Source organism: Nocardia sp. No.11 (assembly GCF_038752175.1).
Classification (GTDB): Bacteria; Actinomycetota; Actinomycetes; order Mycobacteriales; family Mycobacteriaceae; genus Nocardia; species Nocardia canadensis.
The window spans coordinates 2,042-26,652 of the sequence record NZ_JBCGFB010000054.1; the positions used below are offsets into that span (position 1 = coordinate 2,042).

Sequence of the window (24,611 nt, forward strand, 5' to 3'; positions counted from 1 at the left end):
CGGCCGGCCGAGCAGGGACCCCTCGGGGCTACTCGCCGTGCACGCGCACCGGCAGGTGCCGGTGCCCGTTGGAGATGAAGCTGGGCACGGTGCCGAGTTCCTCGACCGGCGCTGCCAGGCTCATCGCCGGGAAGCGGTCGAACAGCGCGGGCAGCGAGACCAGTGCCTCGAGCCGAGCCAGCGGCGCGCCGAGGCAGTGATGCACGCCGTAGCCGAAGGCCATGTGGGACTTGTCGGGCCGGGTCGGATCGAACTCGTCGGCGGTCGCGCCGTGCCGCTTCGGGTCACGGCCCGCGCCGGCGTAGCTCGCCAGGATCGCCTCGCCCTGGCCGATGTGGACGCCGTCGATGTCGATGTCGGACACCGCGAACCGCAGCGGCAGGTGCGCGACCGGCGACTCGTAGCGCAGCGTCTCCTCCACGACGTCGGCCCAGGTGATCGCGCCCGCCCGGACCTCGGCGAGCACCGCGGGCCGGGTGAGCAGGGCGGTGATCGCCTGGTCGAGGAGGTTGACGGTGGTCTCGTGTCCGGCCGAGATGACCAGCAGCAGGGTGCCGATCAGTTCTTCCTCGGTGAGCGCGCCGCCCTCGTCCTCGTCGCGCTGGGAGATGAGCACGCTGGTCATGTCGTCGCCGGGGTGCTCGCGCCGGAAGGCCACCAGCTCACCCAGAATCCGGTACATCTCGAGATAGTTGGCCTGCGACTGTTCCGGGGTGAGGGTGGTGTCGAAGATGCCGTCGACGCACGTGCGCAGGCCCGGGTTCAGCGCCTCGGGCACGCCCATCAGCTCCGAGATCACCTGGATCGGCAGCGGATAGGCGAAGTGCTCCCGCAGATCGACGACCTCGCCGCGCGGGGTCGCGGCCAGCTGGTCGAGCAGATCGGTGGTGATCCGCTCGACCTGTTCCCGCATGGCCTCGGTGCGGCGGGCGGTGAACGCGGGCGCCACCAGGCGGCGCAGCCTGCGATGGTCGGCGCCGTAGGCGGTGAACATGTTCGCCACGGCCACCCACAGATACAGAGGCCAGTCGGCCGGGATCTCGCCGGCGACGAACGGCGGCCAGTGCTGCCCGGCGTCCTTGGAGACCCGTGCATCGGTGAGCAGCTTCTCCAGCAGCGCGACATCGGTGACCGACCACGCCTGCACCCCGCCGGGCAGCTCGACCAGCGTGGCCCGACCCTGCTCCCGGATGCGCGCGATCTCGCCCTGGATGTCCTCTCCCGTTGTATCGATTACCAACCGACTCGTCACCGATTCCACCATGAACCTCTCGATCACCGGTGTTTCCCGGACCCCAATGCAGGCGATCGCATCGAAACATACTGCTGGACTGAATCTTCCGATTCGGTTAGCGATGCTACCGGTCAGCGTGTCAGGTCGCAGGGACTCGGGGACAGCGGCATCGAGGCGACCGCCGACCGGTCGCGCACGTAGGCAAAGACATTCGCGGACCCTCCGGCGTCCTCCGCTGCGGGCAGACAGGCCCGCAGCCGGTCCAGCGCCGCGTCGAGGCGGTCGTCGGGGCCGTGCTCGGCCAGCAGCACGACGATCGCCTCCCAGGTGCGCCACCCGGGCTCGGGATCGGCCAGCAACTCGTCCAGATAGCGGTCCGGCTCGAGCAACCGCAGCGCCCGGCGCGCGTACACGTGCACCCGCCGGGGCAGGTCGGCGCGCAACGCCTCGATATCGGACGGGCGCACCTGCTGTCCGTCGACCGCGGGATCGACACGCAGCGACCACGGTTCGGTGAATTCGGCCGGTATGCTCCGCGCGTCGACGAGGCCCGGCCCGGTCGCGTCCGCCAGCATCGTGTGCGCGCGACCCGCCCGCTCATGGCACCAGTTGCCGAACTCCCACCACGCGGTCGGTGTGGCACTCACCTCCAGCCCGAAGCGGACCTCCTGCTGTCCGTCCGTCCAGCTCCGCTGGACCCGGCCGCGGCCGACCGACGCCACCCCACCCGCCGCCACCCGCACCCATCTGGCATCCGATCCATGGAAACCGTACGGCTGCAGCAGCTTTCCCACATCCCGCGTCAACCGGCGCAACGCCGAGTCCAGTCCGACCATCCCGGCAGGGTATCCACACCCACCGACAACCCCCCGTGGTCGTCGACGGCTAGGAGGCCTCCTCGACGAGGCCGGTGACGTCCTGGTCGCTCTCGATGCGCAGGGTGAAGCGGAAACCGCACGAGGATTCCAGCGAGGCGGTCCGGCGGTCGCCGCCGGGCGCGCTGCGGACGTCGATGCCGACGTCGAGATCCTCGAGGCCGACGTGGAAGCGCTCGGCCAGCCAGAATTCGGTGTGCCAGGCCGTCTGCCCGGCGAGGACGTCGCCGGCGCCGGCGTGGAAGTCGGTGCGGCGCACACAGATCGGGGTGTAGCCGTCGGCGTCGGCGGGGAGGTAGAGGACGACCGGTCCGTGCATGGCGGTCAGCAGTTGCAGCACGTGGCGGGCGTCCTCGGTCGTCTCGATCGCGCGGTGACGGTGGCTCGCGGCACGTACGCGCGGATGCCGTTCACGGCGTCCGGACCCGGCTTGGTAAGGCATGGTGCGCTCCTCGGAGAATCTCGGTTGTCGGGGTCGCCAGACACTATGGGTGGGCAAGGTTGGTCCAGGGTTGGTGCCGATCGAATCTTGCGAAGCCGCGACCCGCCGGTGGAATCCCTCGCGACACGCGGCGTTGACATCGATATGACCCCGACACTCGAGTCGACTCGCCTCTCGATCCTGGATCGTTCCCGCGTCCGGCGCGGGCAGTCCCACGCCGACGCGCTGCGCGAGACCGTCGAGTTCGCCCAGCTCGCCGAGCAGTGGGGATTCCACCGGTTCTGGGTCGCCGAACATCACAGCGTGCCCGGTGTCGCGGGTACCGCCCCGACCGTGCTGGCCGCGGCGGTCGCGGCGGCGACCGACCGGATCCGGGTCGGGACCGGCGGGGTCATGCTGCCCAACCACCGGCCGTTGGTCGTCGCCGAGCAGTTCGGTGTGCTGCAGTCCCTGTTCCCCGGGCGGGTGGACATGGGTCTGGGCCGGTCGGTGGGATTCACCGACGGCGTCCGCCGGGCATTGGCCCACGACCGCGCCGATGCCGAGGATTTCGATGCCGACCTGGTCGAACTGCTCGACTACTTCGGCGCGGGCCGTGCCGGCGTGCACGCCGTGGCGGCGGAGGGCACCCGCCTGCCGACCTTCCTGCTGGCGACGAGTTCGGGCGCCGAGCGCACGGCCCGGTTCGGGCTGCCGCTGGTCATCGCGCAGGTCGGGGGCAGGGCGGCCATGGTGCGGGCGATCGAGCGCTACCGGGCCGAGTTCCGGCCGTCGGCGTGGGCCGAGCAGCCGTATGTGATCGTCTCGGCAACGGTCATGATCGCCGACTCGGCGGCGCAGGCACACCGACTCCTGCTCCCGGAGGCGTGGTCGAGCGCGTATTCGCGCACCCGCGGGGAATTCCCCGCCCTCGTCTCTCCCGAGGAGGTCGATGCCACGACGATGACCGCCCGGCAGCGCGACCTGTTCGAGCGGGCGCTCGAGGAACAGATCCACGGTGCCGAGACGGAGGTCGCGGACGCATTGGGACACTTGATTACCCAGTCGGGCGCCGATGAAATCCTCGTACACACCAGTACTTTCGATCGCGCGGCACGGCTGGATTCGCATCGACGGCTGGCGCGCCTGGCCGGATTGCGCTCCCCGGCCCACTGACTCAGCCCACCGCGGCCTCGGTCCGGGCCCTGGCCAGGATCTCCTCGACGGTCTTCGCGGTGTCTGTTCGCAGGTGTGGCGCCAGAGCCCGAGCCGGGGCGTGTGACAGCGCCGACCGTCGTCGAGGTTCCACCTTCGACGGCGCCCCGGGGCCGCGATGTCGTTCGCGCGGGACCTTTTCCTCTCGCGACAAACTTCACGGCGACCATTGTGCCCCGGCGACAAAAGGTGTGGCCCCGGCGATACATTCCATCCGGAGTTCCTTCGTGAGGTCCCTCACTCCGAAGCCTCGGCAATCCGGCATCCGCCTTGGCCGAGACATCGCGAAGCAGCGATAGCCACCCACTGCCCGTACGCCGTAAATGAATGCATCACCCCTGCACAGCCTCGCTTTTCCGGCGATAGCCACATATCCAGCACTTCCGGTCACACGTAGGCTCGTCGATGGTTGTTCCTCGAATACCGGGCCCTCAGATCGTTTCCGGGCGAACGCAATAACTCAGGTAGGGTTCCGTCCCACCGACGGTCGGAAATGATCCCAGGCGCACTTACAGACGTTGGAGGAGTTCACGTGTTGCATTCACGTTTCGAGTCGATCGGCGCATATCTTCCGTCGAATATCGTGTCCACCGCGGAATTGATTTCCCGTTTGAAAGTTCCGCCCTCGTTCGACCTGGAGCGGATCACCGGGATCAAGGAACGCCGGGTGCGCGACACCGCGCCCGACCGCATGCAGGACTCGTTCGTACTGGCGATGAACGCCGCGCAGGACTGTCTGACCAGGTCCCGCTACGCCCCGGGCGAATTGGACGTGATCATCTCCTGTTCGATCACCCGCAGCAACCAGGGCACCCGGATGTACATGGAGCCCTCGTTCGCCTCGACGATCGCGCAAGCGCTGGGCGCCGACTCCGCGATCACCTTCGACGTGTCCAACGCCTGCGCCGGAATGCTCACCGGCACCTACATTCTCGACCGGATGATCCGGGCCGGCGTGGTGCGCAACGGCATGGTCGTCAGCGGTGAGTCGATCACCCCGATCGCCGACACCGCCGTGAACGAGATCTCCGAGAAGTACGACCTGCAGTTCGCGTCGCTGTCGGTGGGCGACTCGGGGTGCGCGGTCGTGCTCGACCAGGCCGTCGACGAGGCCGACATGATCCACTACGTCGAATTGTTCACCGCGTCCGAGCATTCCCACCTGTGCCTGGGCATGCCCAGCGACAAGTCGGCGGGCGTCGCGCTCTACACCGACAACCGCAAGATGCACAACGAGGCCCGGTTCATGCTGTGGCCGGACGCGCAGGGCACCTACCTCGAGCAGCGCGGACGCACCTTCGCCGACGAGAAGTTCGACTACATCATCCATCACCAGTTCGGCGCGGCCGCCGTGCCGTACATCAACGGTGTCGCCGCCCGCGAGTTCGGCACCCCGATGCCGCCGGATCTGAACGTGATCGAGAAGTACGGAAACACCTCGACCACCTCGCATTTCATCGTGCTGCACGACCAGCTGTCCGAGCAGAGCATCGAGGCCGGGTCGAAACTCCTCATGGTTCCGGCCGCCTCCGGCGTCGTCGCCGGCTTCCTGTCCACCACCATCTCTTCGCTGAAGGTCTGAGGTTCGTCATGGGCGTGCGTATCCGAGCCACCGGCGCCAGCAAGGCCGCCGACACTCACAGCATCGTCGAGCACAGCGGGCGCGCCGCGCGGCAATGCCTGCAGCGCGCCGAGATCCGGCCCGACCAGGTGGGCGTGCTGATCAACACCGGCATCTTCCGTGACTCCAACACGGTGGAACCCGCGGTCTCCGCGCTGATCCAGAAGGCGGCGGGCATCGGCCTCGACTACACCAGAGACGATCCGCGGACCTTCTCCTTCGACCTGATGAACGGCGCCGTCGGCGTGCTCGACGCCGTCCGGGTCGCCGGGTCGGTGCTGGCGACCGGCAGCACCGAGCATGTGCTGATCGTCGCGGGCGACACCCATCCGTCGCTCACCCGCGGCACCGCCGACGCCGCGTTCCCCTACGCGACCGCCGGCGCCGCGCTGCTGCTCGAACAGGTCGAGGGGCCGGAGGGGTTCGGGCCCGTGCACTCCGCGCGCTCGACAGGCAGTCCCGCCGAGGTCGCCTACGTCGACACCGCGACCATGGGCACGACCGGCCGCAGCCTGATGACCGTGGAACGCGACCCCGATTTCGAGGACCGGATCCTGGCCGTCGCGGACCAAGCGGCCCGCGCCGCCCTCGCCACGGCCGAGATCGACCCGGCCGGGCTGGTCTTGATCGCCTCGACGCCGACTCCGCACTTCCCGAAGCGGCTCGCCGACGCGCTCGGCATCGACCAGGACGCGGTGCGCACCCCCGACCTGACCGACGGCGACCCGCACACCGCCGCGCTGCCGCTGGCCTACGACCGCGCGGTCGCCGAGCGCTCGCTGACCGGCCGCACCCACGTGCTGTTCGTCGCGGCGGGCGCCGGTCCGGCCGCGGCCGCCACCGTGTACCGACTACCCGCGGAGACCACCGCGTGAGGACGGCGACCTACTGGCGGACCATCGACGACTTCCGGCGCTTCGCGCAGGCGGAACCGGACCGGGCCGCGGTGATCTACCCCGACGGGCAGACCGCCGCGGGTCTGCCCGACTACCGGCGGATCACCTACCAGGAGCTGGACCAGTGGTCGGACGCGATCGCCGAGCAGCTCCTGCGGTCCGGCGTCGGCAGTGGGACCAGGACCATCGTGCTGGTGCTGCCCAGCGCGGAGCTGTACGCGATCCTGTTCGCGCTGTTGAAGATCGGCGCGGTGCCGGTGGTGATCGATCCGGGCATGGGCGTGCGCCGGATGGTGCACTGCCTGCGCGCGGTCGAGGCCGAAGCGTTCATCGGCATTCCGCCCGCACATGCCCTGCGGGTGCTGTTTCCACGCAGCTTCCGTCGCGTGCGCACCACACTGACGGTGGGACGCCGCTGGTTCTGGGGCGGCCCGACGTTGCGGGCCTGGGGCCGCAGACCCTCGGGCGCCTTGCCCGAGCGGGTGCCCGCCGCACCCGAGGACGTGCTGATCATCGGATTCACCACCGGCAGTACGGGTCCGGCCAAGGCGGTGGAGCTGACGCACGGCAATCTGGCCGCGATGGTCGAGCAGGTGCACGCCGCCCGCGGGCACACCCCGCCGGAGACCTCGCTGATCACCCTGCCGCTGGTCGGTGTGCTCGATCTGCTGCTCGGCGCGCGCTGCGTGCTGCCGCCGCTGATCCCGAGCAAGGTCGGGTCGACCGATCCGGCGCACGTGGTGGACGCGATCGAACGTTTCGACGTCCGAACCATGTTCGCCTCCCCCGCCCTGCTCATTCCGCTGCTCGAACATCTGCGCGCGCATCCGGCCGAACTGAGCACCCTGTCGAGCGTGTTCTCCGGCGGTGCGCCGGTCCCGGACTGGTGCGTCGCGGGGCTGCGTGAGGTGCTGAGCCCCGACGCCGAGATCTACGCGGGCTACGGCTCGACCGAGGCGCTGCCGATGTCGACCATCGAATCCAGGGAACTGCTCGACGGTCTGGTCGAGCGCGCCCACCAGGGCGACGGCACCTGTATCGGCCGCGCGGCCGATCGGGTCGAGGTGCGGCTGCTCGCGATCACCGACGACCCGGTGCCGAACTGGGACGCGGCGGCGTCGCCCGCGGGGGCGCGCGCGGTGGGCGAGATCGTCGTGACCGGCCCGAATGTCAGCACCCGCTACTACTGGCCCGCGGCGGCCAACGCGGCGGGCAAGATCGCCGACGGTGATCGCACCTGGCATCGCACCGGCGACCTGGGCTGGATCGACGAGCAGGGCCGGATCTGGTTCTGCGGACGCAAGAGTCAGCGCGTCGAGACCGCGCGGGGACCGATGTTCACCGTGCAGGTCGAGCAGGTCTTCAACGTGGTGCCCGGCGTCGCGCGGACCGCGCTCGTCGGCCTCGGCACGCGGGGGGTTCAGCGGCCGGTGCTGTGCGTGGAGCTCGAACCGGGCGCCGATCCGGCGGCGACGCTGACCCGATTGCGCACCCGCGCCGTCGAATTCGAGGTCACCGCGCCGGTCACCGAATTCCTCGTCCATCCCCGCTTCCCGGTCGACATCCGGCACAACGCGAAGATCGGCCGCGAGGAACTCGCGCGGTGGGCGGCGAAGAAACTGGAGGCACGACGATGAAGGTTCTGGTCACCGGCGCGTCCGGGTTCCTCGGCGGCGCGCTCGTGCGCGCGCTGGTCGCCGACGGCGTCCACGACGTGTCGATCCTGGTGCGGCCCACCAGCGTGCTCGACGACCTCGGGTCCGCGCGGGAACGGGTCGCCGTCGTCTACGGCGACCTCGCCGATCCGGCGTCGCTGGCGGCCGCCACCTCAGGCATGGACGTCGTGGTGCACAGCGCGGCCAGAGTCGACGAACGCGGCACCAGGGCCCGCTTCTGGGCGGAGAACGTGGCCGCCACCGAGACACTGCTCGACGCGGCCCGCGACAGCGGCGCGTCCCGATTCGTCTTCGTGTCGAGTCCGAGCGCGCTCATGGACCGGGACGGCGGCGATCAGGTCGACGTCGACGAATCACTGCCCTATCCACACCGCTACCTGAACTTCTACTCCGAGACCAAGGCCGCCGCCGAGCGGACCGTGCTCGCCGCGAACACCGACACCTTCACCACCGTCGCCCTGCGTCCACGGGCGATCTGGGGCGCGGGCGATCGTTCGGGGCCGATCGTGCGGCTGCTCGGCCGGACCGCGACCGGGTCGCTGCCCGATCTGTCCTACGGCCGCACGGTCGAAGCCTCGCTGTGTCACGTGGACAACATCGTGCACGCGTGCCGGCTCGCGCTCACGGCGCAATCCGTCGGCGGCAGGGCGTATTTCGTCGCCGACGCCGAGAAGACCGACGTGTGGGCGTTTCTCGGCGCGGTCGCCTCCCGGCTGGGCTACGCACCGCCGTCGCGCAGACCGAATCGCCGTGTTCTCACCGCCGTCGTGGCCGCCGTCGAGACCGTGTGGCGGATTCCCGCCGTGGCGCAGCGCTGGTCGCCGCCGCTGTCGCGCTACGCCGTCGCGCTGATGACGCGCAGCGCCACCTACGACACCGGCGCCGCCCGCCGCGATCTCGGCTACGCGCCGGTCACCGATCGCGATACCGGACTGACCGAATTCCTCACCTGGCTCGACGCCGCGGGCGGCATCGAGACCCTCACCAGGGACCTGCGGTAGTCACCGCACGACCGACGCACCGGAGGCAATCATGAACGGCAGCAGCACCTTCCGCCGCCCGATTTCGACGACCGAGCGCATGTACTTCCCCATGCGCGACCTCGCGCCGCCGTTTCTCATGCAGCTGGTCGTCCCCGGCGACGGCGATCTCGACCCTGACCGGCTGCGCCGCGCGGTCGCCGTGGCCGCCACAGTGACCCCCGGCGCGCGATTGGTGCGTCGCGGCGCCGAGTGGGTCGACGCGGGCATCGCGCCCGCCGTCCGGGTGGTGCCGGGTCACGTGCTGCACGAGACCACGCTCGAGGCCGATCCGGTGCTCGCCAGCCCGATCGGACCGACGCCGGAAACCACCGTCGAGGTGCTGCTGCTGACGGGCGCGCCGGTGACGCTGGTCTTCCGGGTCTTCCACGGCGTGATGGACGGCATGGGCATGGTGCTGTGGGTGACCAATGTCCTGCGCGCGCTGCGCGGGGAGGACCCGATACCCCAGCTCGACCCGGTGGCCGATCAGGAGCTCGTGGACCGGGTCGGGGCGCCCGGCAAGCCCGCCGCGATGGTGCCGCGCTATCGCAGCGCGACGGGCCGGGGCAGGCAGCGCCGTGGCGTCGCCCGGCATCTGTTGCGGCACCGGCGCATCGACGCGGCGGGCCCCGGTGCGCTGGCCAGGGTCTGCGCGCTGCTGGCCGCCGAGACACCGGGGACCTCGCGCATCATGATGCCGGTGGACCTGCGCAGGCACGACCCGGCGCTGCGCTCGACCGCCAATCTGGCCCTGCCGCTGTTCCTCGACATCGAGTCCGGACGCGACTGGACGTGGGTCAAGGAGCAGATCAAGACCGGTCTGCGCGAACGGCGCGAACTGAACCAGCTGGCGAACACCCGCATCACCCTGGTGCCCGACCCGGTCAATCGCGGTGTCCTGCACACGACGAACTGGCTCGGCGCCCGCTGGGGCCGGAATCTGGCCTCGGCCACCGTGTCCCACATGGGCCGCTTCACCGCCGACGAGCTCGCCGTGCCCGGTTTCCGGCCGACGGGGCTGTACGTGCTGCCCCAGCACAGCGTCGCGATGCCGCTGCTGTTCGGGCTCACCGAATTCGACGGCCACACCGATCTGACGGTGTCGGCGCGCAACGGCGACGGCGTCGAGGCCCGGCTCGAGGCGCTGCTCGACGGGATCGTGGCGATGCTCGAGACCGAACTGGCCGCGCGTCCCTCGGTGGACCGGCCGCTGTGACGGCGCTGGTTCGCCTGGTCATCGCCCGGCCGCGCGCGGTGCTGGCGGTGATCGTGGCGGTCGTCGGGTTGTGCGCGGCCTTCGGCGCCGATGTCACCCAGCGGCTCAGCGCGGGTGGGTTCGCCGATCAGGGCAGTGAGTCGGCGCTGGTCGATCGGGCGGTCACCGAGCATTTCGGACCGCAGAGTCCCGACGTGATCGCGCTCTACACCGTGCCCGCGGGCCGCACCGTCGACGAGATCGGCCCGCAGATCACCGCGGCGCTGGACCGAATCGATCCGGCCCTGCTCGCGCGACCGGCGCAGAGCTACTGGAACGCCGCCGCGCCGCTGCGGAACTTCCTGATCTCGCCGGATCGCCGGCAGGCCGTGGCGGCGGTGTTCACCGCCGGTGACGACACCGCGCGCATCGCCGCCTATCCCGCGATCGCCGACGCGCTGCGCGTGCCCGGCGTCGACACCCGGCTCTCCGGCTACAGCGCGCTCAATTCCGAGATCGTCGCGCGCTCGCAGCGCGATCTCGTGGTGGCGGAGTCGATTTCGCTGCCGCTGACACTGCTGATCCTGGTGCTGGTCTTCGGTGGACTGCTCGCCGGCGCGCTGCCCGTGCTGGTGGGGGCGCTCGCGGTAGCCGGGTCCCTGGGGGTGATCCGGCTGCTCACCGAGACCACGGAGGTCACCACCTTCGCGGTGAACATCGCCTCGCTGCTCGGCCTCGGTATGGCCATCGACTACGGCCTGTTCCTGGTCAACCGGTTTCGCGAGGAATACGCCGAGAGCCGGGACGTGCCAGCGGCCATCGCCCGCACCTACGCGACCGCCGGGCGCACCGTCGCCCTGTCGGCGCTGCTGCTGATGTGTGCGTTCGCGGGCACTTTCGTGTTCCCGCAGCCGGTGCTGCGATCGCTGGGCATCGGCTCCATCGCGGCGGTGGCCCTGGCCGCCGGACTCTCGTCGACCGTCCTGCCCGCCCTGCTGGCGCTGTTCGGCACCCGCATCGGACGAGCGAGGTCGACCACCCGCACCGAGCACTTCTGGACCAGGGTGGTCGACGCCGTGCTGCGCAGGCCCGGGGTCGTCACGGTCGTCGTCGGCGCGATCCTGCTCGCCCTGGCCGCACCGCTGACCGGCATCCGGCTCGGCGACATCGACCATCGCGCCCTGCCACCCGACAGCGAGATGCGCCGCACGGTCGAAGAACTCACCACGACCTTCCCGGCCGCCGCGAGTGGCGCGACCGTGCTGATCCACGGGCTCGACGGTCCACCGCAGACGGCCGCGATCACCGCGGTGCTCGCCGACGTCGACGCGATCGCGGGCGTGCGCGATGTGGTGCAGGTGGGGCGCGCCGACGATGTCGTCGTCCTGCACGCCTTCCTCACCGCCGCCGACCGCAGCGAGGACGCCACCGCCGCCGTCCAGGCCATCCGGGCACTGGCCCCACCGCCGGGAACGACGCTGGCCGTGGGCGGCGACACCGCCGCGACCGTGGACACGGTCGACTCGACGGTGCGGCGCATGCCGCTCATGATCGCGGTGATGGTGCTGGCCACCATGGTGCTGCTCACCGTCGCGTTCCGCTCGATCATGTTGCCGCTCAAGGCTGTCGCGATGGCGTTCCTCAGCCTGGCCGCCACCTTCGGCGTGCTGACGATGATCTTCTACCACGGGTATCTCGCGGGTCCGCTCGGCATCACCGCCGGGCCGATCCCGGCGGGCATGCTGGTGCTGATCATCGCGGTCGTGTTCGGGTTGTCGACCGACTACGAGGTGTTCCTGCTCTCCCGGATGGCCGAGGCGCACCGCGCGGGCGCCGACACCACCACCGCCGTGCGGGTCGGCACGGTCAAGACCGCGCGCGTCATCACCGCCGCCGCCGTCCTGCTCGTCCTCGTCACCGGTGCGTTCGCCCTCTCCCCGTTGACTCCCATGCGCTTCCTCGGCCTCGGCATGATCATCGCCCTGGTCCTGGACGCCACGCTGGTCCGCATGCTGCTCGTCCCCGCCCTCGTACGGTTGATGGGAGAAGCCAACTGGTGGCTGCCCTGGCGGCCGCGGCTGGTCCGGATGCGCACCGGCAGGTCTCGGAGAGCACCATGGACCCGGCAGCCCGACTCCCGAACGAAGGACGACGCCGATGATCGTGACAACCCGCGAGAGGTGGCAGTCGGCCGGTGACCGGCTGCGGATCGGCGCGGAGGTAGTCCACGCCGAGGACGACGAGGCCGCACTGCGCGTTGCCGACGACCTGCCCGCGACGGCCCAGGTGCTGGCGTTGACCACGCCCGAGCTCGGCACGACCGTCGAGAGTGTGCCGGTCGACGCCGTCGAGGAGGTCCGGTGGATGCGACGCGGACCGGACGGACGCCACACCCAGGTGCTGCGGCAGCCGTCGACGGCGGCGACACTGGACCTGCGACCGCATCCCGAAGGCGGCTGGTATCGCGAGACCTGGCGCAGCGAGCACACTTTCACGCCCGACGGTTATCCGGGCACGCGGGCCGCGGCGACCGGGATCCTGTTCCTGCTGCCGCCCGGCGAACAGTCGATCTGGCATGCGGTGCGTTCCGCCGAGGTGTGGTTGTGGCATCGGGGCGGGCCGCTCGAGCTCGATCTGGGTGGTGACGGCGATCGGCCGGGTACCGCGACGACGGTGACGCTGGGGCCGTTGATCGAAGCCGGTCAGCGCGTGCAGTACGTGGTTCCGGCGGGCCACTGGCAGGCCGCGCGGCCCGCCGGCGGTGAGGAGGTCCTGGTGAGCTGCCTGGTCGCGCCGGGCTTCGACTTCGCGGACTTCCGCAGCTGAGGATCTACTCCGTCAGCAGTTGCGGGAGGTGGTCGAGGGTGTCGATGACGTGGATGCCGTCGCGGATCACGGTGCCGGAGCGAATGTTCGCGCGATCGAGCCAGCAGGAGCGCAGGCCCGCCTCGTGGGCGCCGACGGCATCGACGAGGTACTTGTCGCCGACGAACGCGACCTCGCGCGGTGCGAGCCCGAGCAGCGCGCAGCCGGCGAGGAAGATGCTGGGTTCCGGCTTCGCCGCACCGTGTTCCTCGCTGCACACCACCCGGTCACCGAAGTAGTCCAGCAGCCCGACGGCCGCGAGCTTGCGCCGCTGCTGGGGCACCGCGGCGTTCGAGACGATGCCGAGGCGATACCCGGGCGCGAGGTGCCGCAAGACCGGCTCCGCGTCCGGGAACGCCGACCAGGCGGCCCGGCGACGCGCCGCGTATCCGGTGAACCAGGCGGCCGCCTCCGGGTCGGGCACCGCCGACGGCGCGACGCCGCGCAGACGGGAGACGAACGTGCGAGCGCGGGAGAGCTGCTGCTGGGCAAACGTGAGCTCACCGACGACGAAGCGGTGGTATTCGACCTCGGTGATCTCCCGCCACAGCGTCACCGCCGCCGCGGGATCGGCGAAACGGTCGAGCAGTCCGTCCGCCCGCAGGTGCGCGAGGAGACCGGCCGCTTCCGAGGACGAGTAGTCGAACAGGGTGTCGTCGACGTCGAAGAGCACACCTCGGATCGGCACGGACATCCCTTTCTCGGTTCCGACGCTCCCCCGGCGTCGCCTCCCTCGAGCATCGCACACGCCGATCGCGACGACAGTGCCGTCTCCGCTGCCGTCGCCGCGCCCGCGATCCCGGCCGCCGCCGCGCCGCCGTCCGCTAGGTGAAGGCGTAGTCGGTGAGAGCGAAATGACCGCTGCGCCAAGCGGCTTCGAGGGTGGAGGCGGGACGCAGGGGCACGTCGCCGTGTTTGTCGAAGTAATAGCTGTTGGCGGTGGCGCAGCTGTCCTGCCAGAACACCTGCCCGCCGCGGCGGGCGAGCATCTCCCGGAAGTAGCGGTCGTTGGCCTCCTCGGTGACCTCGATGCGCTCGGCATCGGTGCTGCGGGCGTGATGCAGACAGCGCAGGATGTGACGGGTCTGGTTCTCGATCAGGGTGAAGTAGGACGCGCCGTTGTAGCCGTAGGGACCGATGATGGAGAAGAAGTTCGGGAAGCCGGGGACGCTGACGCCCTCGTAGGCCTGCAAGCGGTTCTCGTCCCACCAGGTCTCCAGATCGCGGCCACCGACGCCGTGCAGGTCATAGGTCGGCATGTTGCCCGACTCCATCACCTTGAACCCGGTGGCCAGGATCAGCACGTCGGCGCGGTGTTCGGCGCCCGCCTCGGTGCGCACGCCGGTGGGCGTGATCGCGCTGATCGCCGTGGTCTCCAGGGTCACGTTCGACCGGTTGAAGGTCGACAGATAGTCGTTGGAGAAGCTGGGCCGCTTGCAGCCGAGCGCGTACTTCGGGGTCAGCGCCTCGCGGACCGCCGGGTCCTTCACCTGGCGGCGCAGATGGGCAAGCCCCGCGCGTTCCCCGATCGCGGCGGTCGGCAGGGACCGGTGGTAGTGGGCGGCGAGGGGAAAGGTGAATTCGACATAGGTCTGACTCACCAACCGCGTCAGGGTGCGTCCGCCCGGCACTTTCAGCGCCAAGCGCGCGGGCAGCGGCAGCGGCATGTCGGGTCGGGGCAGACACCAGATCGGCGTGCGCTGGAACACCGTCAGCTGCGCGACCTCCGGCGCTATCTCGGGAATCACCTGTACGGCCGAGGCGCCGGTGCCGATGATCGCGACCCGCTTGCCGCGCAGATCCTGGCGGTGATCCCAGCGCGAGGTGTGCATGGTGATACCGGCGAAGTCCTCGATGCCGGGGATGTCGGGCAGTTTGGGCCGGGTGAGCACGCCGGTCGCGCTGATCACGAACCGCGCCGTCAGATCGGCGCCGTCGGCGGTGTGCAGCACCCAGCGCCGACCCTTCTCGTCGAAGTCGGCCCCGGTGACGGTGGTGCCGAAGCGGATTCGGGGCCGCAGGTCGTATTTGTCCACGCACGACTCGGCGTAGGCCTTGAGTTCGCGGCCCGGCGCGTAGACCCGCGACCAGTCGGTGCGCTGCTCGAACGAGAACTGGTAGCTGAACGACGGGATATCCACGGCGACACCGGGATAGGTGTTCCAATGCCAGGTTCCCCCGACGCCGTCGGCTTCGTCGACGATGAGGAAGTCCTCGAATCCGGCGTTGCGCAGTGCGATCGCGGCGCCGATCCCGGAAAATCCGGCGCCGACGATGACGATCTCGTGGTCGATCCCGGTGGTGCTCATGCGATCTCCTTCGTCTCGCCGGCGAATTCGGGCGAGTAGTGGGTGCGGCCGCGACGGGCGAGGGTGCGGATCACGTGTCCGGTGTCCTCGGCGTAGACGATGGTGTCGACCCGGTGCTCGATCCCGTCGACCGTGCGCAGGCCCAGCGGGACCAGGCGCGCGATCGGCCAGGTCACCAGGGAGCAGTGTGGTTGCCGCAGTGTGCGGTAGTAGCCGTTGTGCACGGCGACCCCGGCGTCCTCGTCCGGGGTGAGCCGGTGCCGCAGCCACGAATCCCGCACCTGGACACGCAGATTGATCCGCGCGCCCAGGCGGACCACCGGCTCGGGCAGCCGGCGCAGGATCGCGCCGGGCAGCGGTGCGCGCGGCACGATCCACACCGCGTCGGTCTGGAACACCGTCACCCGCGCGGCCTCGGCGGCGATGCCGGGCAGCAGGCGCGCGGCCGCGGCCCCGCTGCCGACGATCGCCACCCGCCTGCCGCTGAACTCGTGGCGCGGGACGAAGCTCGTGTGATGGAGCTGGCGGCCGGTGAAGGTCTCGGCGAAACGAAGCGCGGTCATTTCGCCACCGGTTCGTAGGTGAGCTCGTCGGACCAGGACGGCCTGCGGCCCAGCACCCGGATCGGGAACCGGTCGATACAGGCGTTGGACACATCCGCCAGCAGCTGGAACGGCTGTCGCCGGTGAATCGTGGCCTTCCCGTGGGTCTTCACCACGTGATAGAGCGGCACCCGGCGGATGGCGGGGCTGCGTTCGCCGACGTTCTCGTAGCGGCGCACCGCCTGCCACAGCTTCTCCTCGTCGAGGCCCAGGGCGATGATGTTGGTCGACATCCGCGACAGCAGCGGCGCGTACAGCAGCGCGCCGAGCACGAACGACGGACGCACCGCGAAACCGGCCGTCTCGATGGCGATCCGGCGGATGGGCCCGGCGCCGAGCTGTTCGAGCACCTGGAAACCGACGGCCAGGTGCCGGGACTCGTCGTTGTTGATGTGGCGGAAGACCTCGTGGCACACCGGGTCGTCGACCTCGTCCAGCAGGAATTTCACCAGCGCGCCGTCCAGCGCCGTCTCCAGCGAGGGGATGACGGTGCCGAGCACCGGCAGGCTCAGCTGATCGGCGTAGCGGTCGAGCCAGCTGATCACGAGGCGGATGTTCTTGTTGGGCACCGGCATCTCGTCGCCGTCGAGCATTCCCCACCGGCGCATCAGCGCGAGTTCGGCGTTGGCGTGTTTCTGTTCCTCGGCGTGGAAGTAGCGGTAGATCTCGCGCAGCGGGCCCGGCGGCGCCTGGTGCACGAGGGCGGCGAAACCGCGCGCGCCGACGTGTTCGATCCACACCAGATCGGCCATGAAGGTGGCCAGCCGGGGGCGTTGCTCGTCGGTGATGGTGTCGGCACCCGGTGCGTCCCAGTCGATGTCGGCCAGCGCCCACTGCTTGGCGCGCACGGTGGCGAGCATATCGGGATAGGCGAACGTCATTGTTCGATCTCCTTCGGTGATGGATCAGCGCACGACCCGCTCCAGCAGGCCGGCCGAACGGGTGTAGGTCGCCGGCATCCAGCGTTTGGCCTGCCAGAGCACCTTGGCCTCGAGCTGCGGCACCACGTAGAGCTCGCCGTGGTCGACGGCATCGAGGGTGGCGCGCGCGATGGTCGCCGGTGCGCGACCGGTCCACCGCAGCAGCAGACCGCCCAGGCGCTCGGCGGTCTCGTCCATCGGCGAATCGGCCTGCATGATGTTGGTTTTCACGCCGGTCGGGCACAACACCGTCACGCCGACGCCGGTGCCTGCCAGCTCCGCCGACAGGGTCTCCGACAGCGCGAGCACGCCCGCCTTGCTGACGTTGTAGGCGGCCATCCGGGGCGCCGCGCCGAACGCGGCCGCCGAGGCGACATTGACGATCGCCCCGCGCCCCGCCGCCCGCAGGATCGGCGCGAAGACATGACAGCCGTGAATCACACCCCACAGGTTGACGCCGAGGGTGCGCTGCCAATCGTCGAGGGCGAATTCCCCGATCACCGGTCCGCCCGCGCCGATACCCGCGTTGTTGATCACGACCGTCGGCGCGTCGCCGAACCAGTCCTGGGCGGTGGCGGCGAGCCGGGTGACCTCGGCGATCGCGGTGACGTCGCAGGCGGTGCCGATCGCCTTCCCGCCCGCGGCCTCGACGAGTCCCGCGGTCTCGGCCGCGCGGTCGGGATCGAGGTCGGAGCACACGACGCGGCCACCGCGCCTGCCCAGCTCCACGGCGAAGGCCCGCCCGATGCCGCTGCCCGCGCCGGTCACCACGGCATCGGCGCTCGTGGTCCGGCGGCGTCCGCCGAAGGGAAACAGTCGCATGGCAACTCCCGGGTCGACCCGGTACGACTCGAATTGGTGGCATCTGCCACCATTGGCCGCACCTGACACCAATTAGGCTCGCGGCGGAGTACTTTGTCAACCATGGATGTGCGCGCACCGGCACGAACCTGGGGCGGACTGACCGCCGACCAGCGCAGGGCGCAACGACGCGCCGGCCTGGTCGACGCCGCCCTGACCATCTGGCTGGAGCACGGCTGGGCCGCGGTGACCATGCGGGGCGTCTGCCAGCGGACCTCGCTCAACGACCGCTACTTCTACGAACACTTCGCCGACCGCGACGAGCTGCTGGCGGCGGTGTGGGACGAGGTGTGTGCCGAGGTCTTCGCCGACCTGGCCTGCGTGCTCGCCGAGACCGCGGATCGCACGCCACTCGAGGTCATGCGCGCGGCGATCACCCGCGCGGTCGAGCTCCAGGCCGACCCGCGCGGGCGCGCCCGCATCCTGCTCGCCGATCACGCGGGCAGCGCCGTGCTCGAGCAGCGCCGCAAGACCATGCTCACCGACGCGACCGATCTGCTCATCGCCGCCGCCTGGCCCTACCTGCGCGCCGGCGTCGACGAGACCGATATCCGGATGAGCACCCTGACCGGCATCGGCGGCTTCATCGAACTGCTCTCGGCCTGGCGCACCGGCGTCCTCGACGTCGACGCCGACCGCATCATCGACCACACCAGTGCCATCGCCGCCCAGCTCGCGACGATGTTCCTACCCCCGGAGATCATCGGCGACCGATAGCCCGTCGCGGAAGGGCTTCGCCGAGCGGGATCGGTGGGGCGGGCGAACTCGGTGGGCTCGCGCTCGACTACGACCGGGTGTGCTGACCGCTCGGCAAGGCGGCGACACCGAGGTCGCGCAGGGCGTCGGTCAGGAACTCGTCGACGGCGTCGGTGCGTTCGAGCTGCACCAGGTGGCCTGCGCCCGGGACCTTCACCACCGCACGCAGATCCGGGACGTTCGCGCGCAGCACGGCCAGCGGGTCGCGGCCGCTGAAGCCCTCCATGTCGGGGTCGTTCTCGCCGTAGAGGAAGTAGGTGGGTACCGACACCCGCGCGTCCGCGAGGGCTTCGGTGAGCGCCCAGTTGCGGTCGAGATTGCGATACCAGTTCAGGCCACCGGTGNTACCGACACCCGCGCGTCCGCGAGGGCTTCGGTGAGCGCCCAGTTGCGGTCGAGATTGCGATACCAGTTCAGGCCACCGGTGAAGCCGGTACGTTCGAACTCCGTTGCCAGGGTGTCGAATTCGTTCTCGCTCAGCCATGACCAGGGCAGATCGGGGGCTTGCGGCAGGACATCGAGGTAGCCCAGGCCCGGCGGGTTCTTCCAGGTGTCGAGGTAGTGGTAGTCGCCGGAGAGCGAGTAGTAGACCCTGGCCAGGAATTCACGGGGTCGCGCGGCCAGTTCGGCGTCGGCCACGCCCGGCTCCTGGAAGTAGGCCAGGTGCAGGAAGTGCCGCTGGGCAGCCTTGGTCCAGTACTCCGAAGGGGCGCGCGGCGGGCGCGGGGAGAACGGATTGTTGAGCACGACAACGGCATCCACGCGTTCGGGGGCGCGCAATGCCAGTTCCCACACGAGCTGGGCACCGAAGTCGAGGCCGACGAACACCGCCTTCGCCGCGCCGATGTCGTCGAGCAGCGCCAGCAGATCACCGATCACCGCCTCGTTGGTGTATGCCGCGACGTCGGCGGGGACGTCGGTGCGGCCGTAGCCGCGCAGGTCCGGGGCGATGGCCCGGAAACCCGCGCCGGCCACGGCCACGAGCTGGCGGTGCCACACGAAACCGGTGTGCGGGAAGCCGTGACAGAAGACGACCGGATACCCCTGCCCCTGCTCGGTGACGTGCATCCGGATGCCGCCGGTGTCCAGGAATCGATGGGTCAGCTCCACTACCGTCTCCGTTTCTAGAACGTGTTCTTATTTTGACGGTAGTGTCTGGAGGCCATGAGCGGAACACCCAAGATTCTCGCCGGCCGGGTCGCGGTCGTGACCGGCGCCAGCCGTGGCATCGGCAAGGGCATCGCCCAGGAACTCGGCGCGGCCGGGGCCACCGTGTACGTCACCGGCCGCACCACCACAGCGGGCCGACTGCCGGGGACCGTGCACGCGACCGCCGAGGAAGTCACCGCGCTGGGCGGTCACGGCGTGGCGGTCGTGTGCGACCACGCCGACGACACCGCCGTCGAGAAGCTGTTCGCGCAGGTCCGCGACGAGCAGGGCCACCTCGAAGTGCTGGTGAACAACGTCTACAACTCCCCCGCGGCGGCGCGCTGGCTCGGGCGCAAGTTCTGGGACGTCCCACCGAAGGCCTGGGACGAGACCTTCGACATCGGCGTCCGCTCGCACTACGTGGCCAGCGTGTTCGCCGCGCCGCTGCTGATCGAGTCGGCCGGGCTGATCGTCAACGTCTCCTCCCCCGGCTCCCAGCGCTACATGCACAATGCCGTCTACGGCGTCGCCAAGACCGCACTGGACCGGCTCACCGCCGACCTGGCCCACGACCTGCTCGGCACCGGCGCGACCGCGGTCTCGATCTGGCCCGGCATCGTGGATACCGAACTGCTACAGATGGTTCCGGCCGACGAGAACGGGCGCCGCGAGGTGACCCTGCCCGGCGAGGGCACCTTCGATCTCAATGCCGCCGAAACGCCGCGGTTCCCCGGCCGCGCGGTCGTGGCACTGGCCGCCGACCCCGATCGATCGACCCGCGGCGGCGGGGCCTGGAAGGTCGCCGACCTCGCCGTCGACTACGGATTCACCGACGTCGACGGCCGAATTCCACGCGCCGATTGATCGCGGAGTTCGCCCCTGGATTTAGGTGAGACAGTGCGTTACATTCAAATCAGGGAGAGTCGGCTCGACGACGATCCCTGTGACGATGGAGAGAAACAATGACGTTCTCGAAGACCGCTGCCGCCGATCCGGACTACACCGACGCCCTGCTCACCCTGTCGGAGGGCTCGGTACACCGCAGGTTCGATCCCTTCCTCGATATCGACTGGGACGCACCGGAATTCGCGATCGATCGGGACGACCCGCGCTGGGTTCTCTCGGCCGAACTCGATCCGCTGGGCGCCACCGCGTGGTATCAATCGCTGCCGCTCGAGCGCCGCATCGAGATCGGCCGCTGGCGGCAGGCCAATGCCGCCAAGGTCGGGCTGGCCTTCGAGTCCATCCTCATCCGCGGGATGATGCAGTACGCGATGGCCCTGCCCAACGGGTCGCCCGAATTCCGGTACTGCCTCCACGAGATGACCGAGGAGTGCAACCACATCCAGATGTTCCAGGAGCTGGTGAACCGCATCGGTGACGACGTGCCGGGCATGCGGCCGCTGTTCCGGGTCGCCTCGCCGTTCATCGGCGTCGCGGGCGGCTACTTCTGGGCCATCCTGTTCATCGGCATCCTCGGTGGCGAGGAGCCGATCGACCACTATCAGAAGGCCCTGATCCGGTCCGGCACCGCGACCCAGCCGACGCTGCTGCGGATCATGGAGATCCACATCGCCGAGGAAGCGCGCCACATCTCCTTCGCCAACGAGTTCCTGCGCAACCACCTCGCGCGGATGAACCCGGTGAGCACCGCGGTCTGCGCCGTGGCGTTCCCGATCGCCATGCGCTGGCTCGCCGACGAACTGGTCAAGCCGTCGAAGTCGTTCGCCACCAAGTTCGACATTCCCGACGAGGTGTTCGAGGACGCCTTCTGGCGCAGCCCGACCTCCCGCAAGATCCTCAGCGGGTTCTTCGGCGACATGCGCGCTCTGGCCGGCGAACTCGGTCTGCTGAACCCGGTGACCAGGCCGCTGTGGAAGCTGCTCAAGATCGACGGTGGTCAGGCCCGCTACCGCAGCGAGCCCGACCGCCGCACCGCTCAGGCGCGGTAGCCGTCGGCGCCCGCGCGGGACATCACGATCGTCGGCACCACCGCGCGGGCCGACAACCGCAGCAGCGAGTCGACCATCTCGACGATGTCGTTCACCGCCAGCATCCGCTCGGGCGGGATCCGGTCGTGGATCCAGGCGCTCATGTCGGTGTCGACATAGGCGGGCGCGATGGCGGTGGCGGTGACACCGTTGCCGGACTCCTCGGCGTTGAGCGTGGCCAGCAGCGAGATCATCGCCGCCTTGGCCGCGCCGTAGACCGCCAGACCCGCCTCGGCGTACACGCCGGTGATCGAGGACAGCGCGATGACCTTGGCGCCGTGGTCCGGATCGGCGGCGGCCCCCGCCCGCAGCATCGGCAGCGCGCCCTGGATCAGTTGCAGCGGGGCCCGCAGATTCACCGCGATGGTCTTGTCGAACCGCTTCATCGAGGACTCGGCGAGCGTGCCCGCGGTACCGACACCGGCGTTGAGGATCAGCGCGGACAGGGTCGCGTACCGGTCGGCATGCTCGGCGAGCAGGCGGGCGATCCCGTCCTCGTCGGCCATGTCGGCGGCGACGGCGACCACGTCGGGGGCGCCGAGAGCGCGCAGCTCGGTGGCGACAGCGGCGAGCCGGTCGGCGTCGCGGGCGGTGATCGTCAGCGAATAGCCCTGCCGAGCAAGCCGATTCGCGATGCCCAGGCCGATGCCACGGGAGGCTCCGCTGATCAGTGCGGACTTGGTCGCGGTCATTTCCGGTGTCCTTTCAATGCGCGCAGGCCGGCGGCCATGAACTCCGGGGTGGCCTCCGCGGCACGCACCGCGGCGGCTCCCGCGCCGGAGCCACGCAGCGCCCGGTGGGTGATGCCCTCCCCGATCACGCCGAGTTTGAAGTTGGCCAGCGCGAGGTAGAAGCCCCAGTCGCCGAGGTCACGGCCGGAGGCGTCGGCGTAGGACTGAGCGAGGGCGTCGGCGCTGGGCATGCGGTCGCTGGTCCATGCGGCCGACGAGCCGAGCACCAGGTCGAAGATCGGCGACCGGTACACGCACATCAGCGCGACATCGGTGAGCGGATCACCGAGGGTCGACATCTCCCAGTCGACCACGGCACGCACCCGGCTCGGATCGGCGGCGTCGAGGATGGTGTTGTCGATGCGGAAGTCGCCGTGCACGATCGAGGACGCCGACGTGCTCGGCACCGCCTCGGACAGGGCCGCGTGCAGCACCGCGACATCGGCGAGCTCCCGGGTCTTCACCCGATCCCATTGCGACGCCCACAGATTCACCTGCCGTTCGACGAAACCGGCCGGGCGGCCGAATGTGCCGAGCCCCACCGCCTCCGGGTCGACGGCGTGCAGCCGGGCCAGCACGTCGACCAGCTCGGTCGCGCTCGCCGCGACCTGGTCGTCGGTGAGTGCGGCGAGGTCGTCCTGGTCGCGGATCACCCGCCCGTCGACGTACTCGACCACGGTCATCGGCGCGCCGAGGGCGGATCCCCGCTCGTCGAAGGCGACCGTGCGCGCGACCGGCACCGCCGAGCCCTGCAACGCGGCGGTGACGGTGAACTCACGCGCCATGTCATGCGCGGACGGGGTGAGCCCGGCGACAGGTGGGCGCCGCACCACCCAGGTGGACGCGTCGTCGGCGGCCTTGAACGTCAGATTGGAGCGACCGCCGCTGATCAGTTCCACGCGCAGTTCGCCGCGCACCTCGACGCCGCCGGCCCGCAAGAACCGCTCCAGCGCGGCGACATCCATTCCGGGAAGGCTCATTCGGCGGCCCGATGCGCTCGTTCGGCCGCGCGCACCGCGCGCTTGGCGATGGCCCACCGGTGGACCTCGGAGGGACCGTCGTAGATCCGGAACGGCCGGACCTCGCGCGACAGGCGCGCCAGCGGCAGGTCCGCCGCGACGCCGAGGCCGCCGCACATCTGCATGCTGCGGTCGATGATCCGGAAGATCGCCTCGGCGGCGTAGGTCTTCGCGATGGAGGTCGCGTCGGCCGCGGACTCGCCGCGATCGAGTTCCCAGCAGGCACGGGTCAGCAGCGCGCGGGTGGCCGCGATGTCGATCTCGTTGTCGGCGATCATCTGCTGGATCATGCCGAGATCGCCCAGGCGCGAACCGAATCCGCGCCGCTGCGCCACCCGGTCCACCGCCACGTCGTGGCCGCGGCGCGCGGCGCCGAGCCAGCGCATCACATGGGTCATCCGGGCGGGGCCGAGCCGCACCTGGGCGTACTCGAAGCCGCGGTCGACCGCACCGAGCACCGCCGCATCGGGGACGAGCAGATCCTCGAAGAACACCTCGCAGTGGCCGCCGAGCATCGACCGGTCCAGGGTGTCGATATGCCTGCCGACCCGGATGCCGGGGGTGTCGGCGGGGGCGAGGAACATCGTCGCGCCGCCGCGATCGCCGGGTTCGCCCGAGGTGCGGGCCATGATGATGAACAAGCCCGCGCCGTCGGCACCGGTGATGAACCACTTGTGGCCGTTGATGCGCCAGCCGCCCTCGGCACGCACCGCCCGGGTGGCCAGGGCGGCGGGGTCCGAGCCGGCGCCGGGCGCCGGCTCGGTCATCGCGAAGGCCGAACGGATGTCGCCGCGCGCGAGCGGCGCCAGGAACCGCTGCTTCTGTTCCGGATCGGCGATGTGGGCGAGCATGTGCACATTGCCCTCGTCCGGGGCGGCGATGTTCAGCGCCGTCGGCCCGAACAGGGAGTACCCGGCTTCCTCGAAGATGGGGGCGCGATCCGACATCCCCAGGCCGTGCCCGCCGAATTCGATCGGCGCGTGCGGGGCGAACACGCCGGCCTCGCGCGCCTCGCGCTGCAACTCCACGCGCAGGGCATCGCCGCCCGCGGCGGTGATGTCGCCGTCATGGGTGTCGTCGAGCGGAAGCACCCGGTCACGAATGAAGGCGCGGGTGCGCTCGGCCAGCCGCTGTACCTCGGGCGGATGGGACAGGTCGATCGCCACGGGCTTCACTCCTCCACACACTTGCCGAACGTTCGCTCGGCACCGGACACCTACGACAGTGACATGACCCGATAACTGCTGTCAATC

The 24,611-nt window shown here is 70.1% G+C and carries 24 protein-coding genes; 11 read left to right on the forward strand and 13 right to left on the reverse strand.

The window, feature by feature from the left end; all coding sequences use genetic code 11:
- Positions 1-28 precede the first annotated feature (28 nt).
- From V8688_RS17665 to V8688_RS17675, 3 genes are all read right to left on the reverse strand, one after another.
- Positions 29-1,264 (reverse strand): cytochrome P450, encoded by a 1,236-nt coding sequence (locus tag V8688_RS17665; protein ID WP_218717911.1) that lies wholly within the window; start codon positions 1,262-1,264, stop codon positions 29-31.
- Between the two features lie 101 nt (positions 1,265-1,365).
- Positions 1,366-2,070, reverse strand: a complete 705-nt coding sequence (locus V8688_RS17670) for a hypothetical protein (protein ID WP_218717878.1) — start codon at positions 2,068-2,070, stop codon at positions 1,366-1,368.
- 49 nt (positions 2,071-2,119) lie between these two features.
- Positions 2,120-2,551 (reverse strand): DUF779 domain-containing protein, encoded by a 432-nt coding sequence (locus V8688_RS17675; RefSeq protein WP_342801271.1) that lies wholly within the window; start codon positions 2,549-2,551, stop codon positions 2,120-2,122.
- A 144-nt stretch (positions 2,552-2,695) separates the two neighbouring features.
- Between V8688_RS17675 and V8688_RS17680 the strand changes: the two genes are divergently transcribed.
- The 8 genes from V8688_RS17680 to V8688_RS17715 all read left to right on the forward strand — a co-directional run bounded on the left by V8688_RS17680 (position 2,696) and on the right by V8688_RS17715 (position 12,981).
- Positions 2,696-3,706 carry an LLM class flavin-dependent oxidoreductase gene (locus V8688_RS17680; protein WP_342801272.1) on the forward strand — a complete coding sequence of 337 codons (1,011 nt, stop codon included), beginning with the start codon at positions 2,696-2,698 and terminating at the stop codon, positions 3,704-3,706.
- A gap of 571 nt (positions 3,707-4,277) precedes the next feature.
- Positions 4,278-5,327, forward strand: a complete 1,050-nt coding sequence (locus tag V8688_RS17685; RefSeq protein WP_342801273.1) for a 3-oxoacyl-[acyl-carrier-protein] synthase III C-terminal domain-containing protein — start codon at positions 4,278-4,280, stop codon at positions 5,325-5,327.
- 8 nt (positions 5,328-5,335) lie between these two features.
- Positions 5,336-6,241: a hypothetical protein gene (locus V8688_RS17690; protein WP_218717882.1), complete on the forward strand. Its 906-nt coding sequence runs from the start codon at positions 5,336-5,338 to the stop codon at positions 6,239-6,241.
- Positions 6,238-7,899, forward strand: coding sequence for a fatty acid CoA ligase family protein (locus V8688_RS17695; RefSeq protein WP_316574158.1), 1,662 nt, complete (start codon positions 6,238-6,240; stop codon positions 7,897-7,899). Before V8688_RS17690 ends, V8688_RS17695 begins: the two co-directional genes overlap by 4 nt.
- Positions 7,896-8,939, forward strand: coding sequence for an NAD-dependent epimerase/dehydratase family protein (locus V8688_RS17700; RefSeq protein ID WP_342801274.1), 1,044 nt, complete (start codon positions 7,896-7,898; stop codon positions 8,937-8,939). Before V8688_RS17695 ends, V8688_RS17700 begins: the two co-directional genes overlap by 4 nt.
- A 31-nt stretch (positions 8,940-8,970) precedes the next feature.
- On the forward strand, positions 8,971-10,176 hold the full coding sequence (locus tag V8688_RS17705; protein WP_342801275.1) for a peptide synthetase: 1,206 nt from the start codon (positions 8,971-8,973) through the stop codon (positions 10,174-10,176).
- Positions 10,173-12,353, forward strand: coding sequence for an MMPL family transporter (locus tag V8688_RS17710; protein WP_342801276.1), 2,181 nt, complete (start codon positions 10,173-10,175; stop codon positions 12,351-12,353). Before V8688_RS17705 ends, V8688_RS17710 begins: the two co-directional genes overlap by 4 nt.
- Before the next feature lie 166 nt (positions 12,354-12,519).
- Positions 12,520-12,981, forward strand: coding sequence for a cupin domain-containing protein (locus tag V8688_RS17715; protein WP_218717912.1), 462 nt, complete (start codon positions 12,520-12,522; stop codon positions 12,979-12,981).
- Between the two features lie 4 nt (positions 12,982-12,985).
- Here the strand turns inward: V8688_RS17715 and V8688_RS17720 are convergent, their stop codons facing one another.
- From V8688_RS17720 to V8688_RS17740, 5 genes are all read right to left on the reverse strand, one after another.
- Entirely contained in the window at positions 12,986-13,714 is a 729-nt protein-coding gene (locus tag V8688_RS17720) for an HAD family hydrolase (RefSeq protein WP_218717887.1), read from the reverse strand.
- 130 nt (positions 13,715-13,844) lie between these two features.
- Positions 13,845-15,329 (reverse strand): NAD(P)/FAD-dependent oxidoreductase, encoded by a 1,485-nt coding sequence (locus tag V8688_RS17725; protein WP_218717888.1) that lies wholly within the window; start codon positions 15,327-15,329, stop codon positions 13,845-13,847.
- Complete coding sequence (locus V8688_RS17730; RefSeq protein ID WP_218717889.1) at positions 15,326-15,892, reverse strand: NAD(P)/FAD-dependent oxidoreductase; 567 nt, start codon at positions 15,890-15,892, stop codon at positions 15,326-15,328. The genes V8688_RS17725 and V8688_RS17730 overlap by 4 nt, the downstream gene beginning before the upstream one ends.
- Positions 15,889-16,812 (reverse strand): ferritin-like domain-containing protein, encoded by a 924-nt coding sequence (locus V8688_RS17735; protein ID WP_316574152.1) that lies wholly within the window; start codon positions 16,810-16,812, stop codon positions 15,889-15,891. The genes V8688_RS17730 and V8688_RS17735 overlap by 4 nt, the downstream gene beginning before the upstream one ends.
- 24 nt (positions 16,813-16,836) lie before the next feature.
- The gene (locus V8688_RS17740; protein WP_218717891.1) at positions 16,837-17,673 is read right to left on the reverse strand and encodes an SDR family NAD(P)-dependent oxidoreductase; all 837 of its coding nucleotides are present in this window, start codon (positions 17,671-17,673) and stop codon (positions 16,837-16,839) included.
- 102 nt (positions 17,674-17,775) lie between these two features.
- On the opposite strand from V8688_RS17740, the gene V8688_RS17745 reads away from it, so the two are divergent.
- Positions 17,776-18,429, forward strand: coding sequence for a TetR/AcrR family transcriptional regulator (locus V8688_RS17745; protein WP_218717892.1), 654 nt, complete (start codon positions 17,776-17,778; stop codon positions 18,427-18,429).
- 67 nt (positions 18,430-18,496) lie between these two features.
- On the opposite strand, the gene V8688_RS17750 is transcribed toward V8688_RS17745, so the two are convergent.
- A complete protein-coding gene (locus V8688_RS17750; protein WP_342801277.1) occupies positions 18,497-18,739 on the reverse strand; it encodes an alpha/beta hydrolase in 243 nt (80 codons plus the stop codon).
- Between the two features lie 59 nt (positions 18,740-18,798).
- The gene (locus V8688_RS17755; protein WP_342801278.1) at positions 18,799-19,578 is read right to left on the reverse strand and encodes an alpha/beta fold hydrolase; all 780 of its coding nucleotides are present in this window, start codon (positions 19,576-19,578) and stop codon (positions 18,799-18,801) included.
- Positions 19,579-19,632: 54 nt separating this feature from the next.
- Here V8688_RS17755 and V8688_RS17760 point away from each other — a divergent pair, with 54 nt between their 5' ends.
- Both V8688_RS17760 and V8688_RS17765 read left to right on the forward strand, forming a co-directional pair.
- On the forward strand, positions 19,633-20,481 hold the full coding sequence (locus tag V8688_RS17760) for an SDR family NAD(P)-dependent oxidoreductase (protein ID WP_342801279.1): 849 nt from the start codon (positions 19,633-19,635) through the stop codon (positions 20,479-20,481).
- Between the two features lie 98 nt (positions 20,482-20,579).
- On the forward strand, positions 20,580-21,569 hold the full coding sequence (locus V8688_RS17765) for a diiron oxygenase (protein WP_218717894.1): 990 nt from the start codon (positions 20,580-20,582) through the stop codon (positions 21,567-21,569).
- Here the strand turns inward: V8688_RS17765 and V8688_RS17770 are convergent.
- Genes V8688_RS17770 through V8688_RS17780 form a run of 3 tightly spaced genes read right to left on the reverse strand, consistent with a single transcriptional unit; the run spans position 21,557 to position 24,524 of the window.
- On the reverse strand, positions 21,557-22,300 hold the full coding sequence (locus tag V8688_RS17770; protein WP_218717895.1) for an SDR family oxidoreductase: 744 nt from the start codon (positions 22,298-22,300) through the stop codon (positions 21,557-21,559). The two genes, V8688_RS17765 and V8688_RS17770, sit on opposite strands and share 13 nt — an antisense overlap.
- Entirely contained in the window at positions 22,297-23,304 is a 1,008-nt protein-coding gene (locus V8688_RS17775; RefSeq protein WP_342801280.1) for a phosphotransferase family protein, read from the reverse strand. Before V8688_RS17775 ends, V8688_RS17770 begins: the two co-directional genes overlap by 4 nt.
- A gap of 11 nt (positions 23,305-23,315) precedes the next feature.
- Positions 23,316-24,524, reverse strand: a complete 1,209-nt coding sequence (locus V8688_RS17780; protein ID WP_218717897.1) for an acyl-CoA dehydrogenase family protein — start codon at positions 24,522-24,524, stop codon at positions 23,316-23,318.
- Positions 24,525-24,611 lie beyond the last annotated feature (87 nt).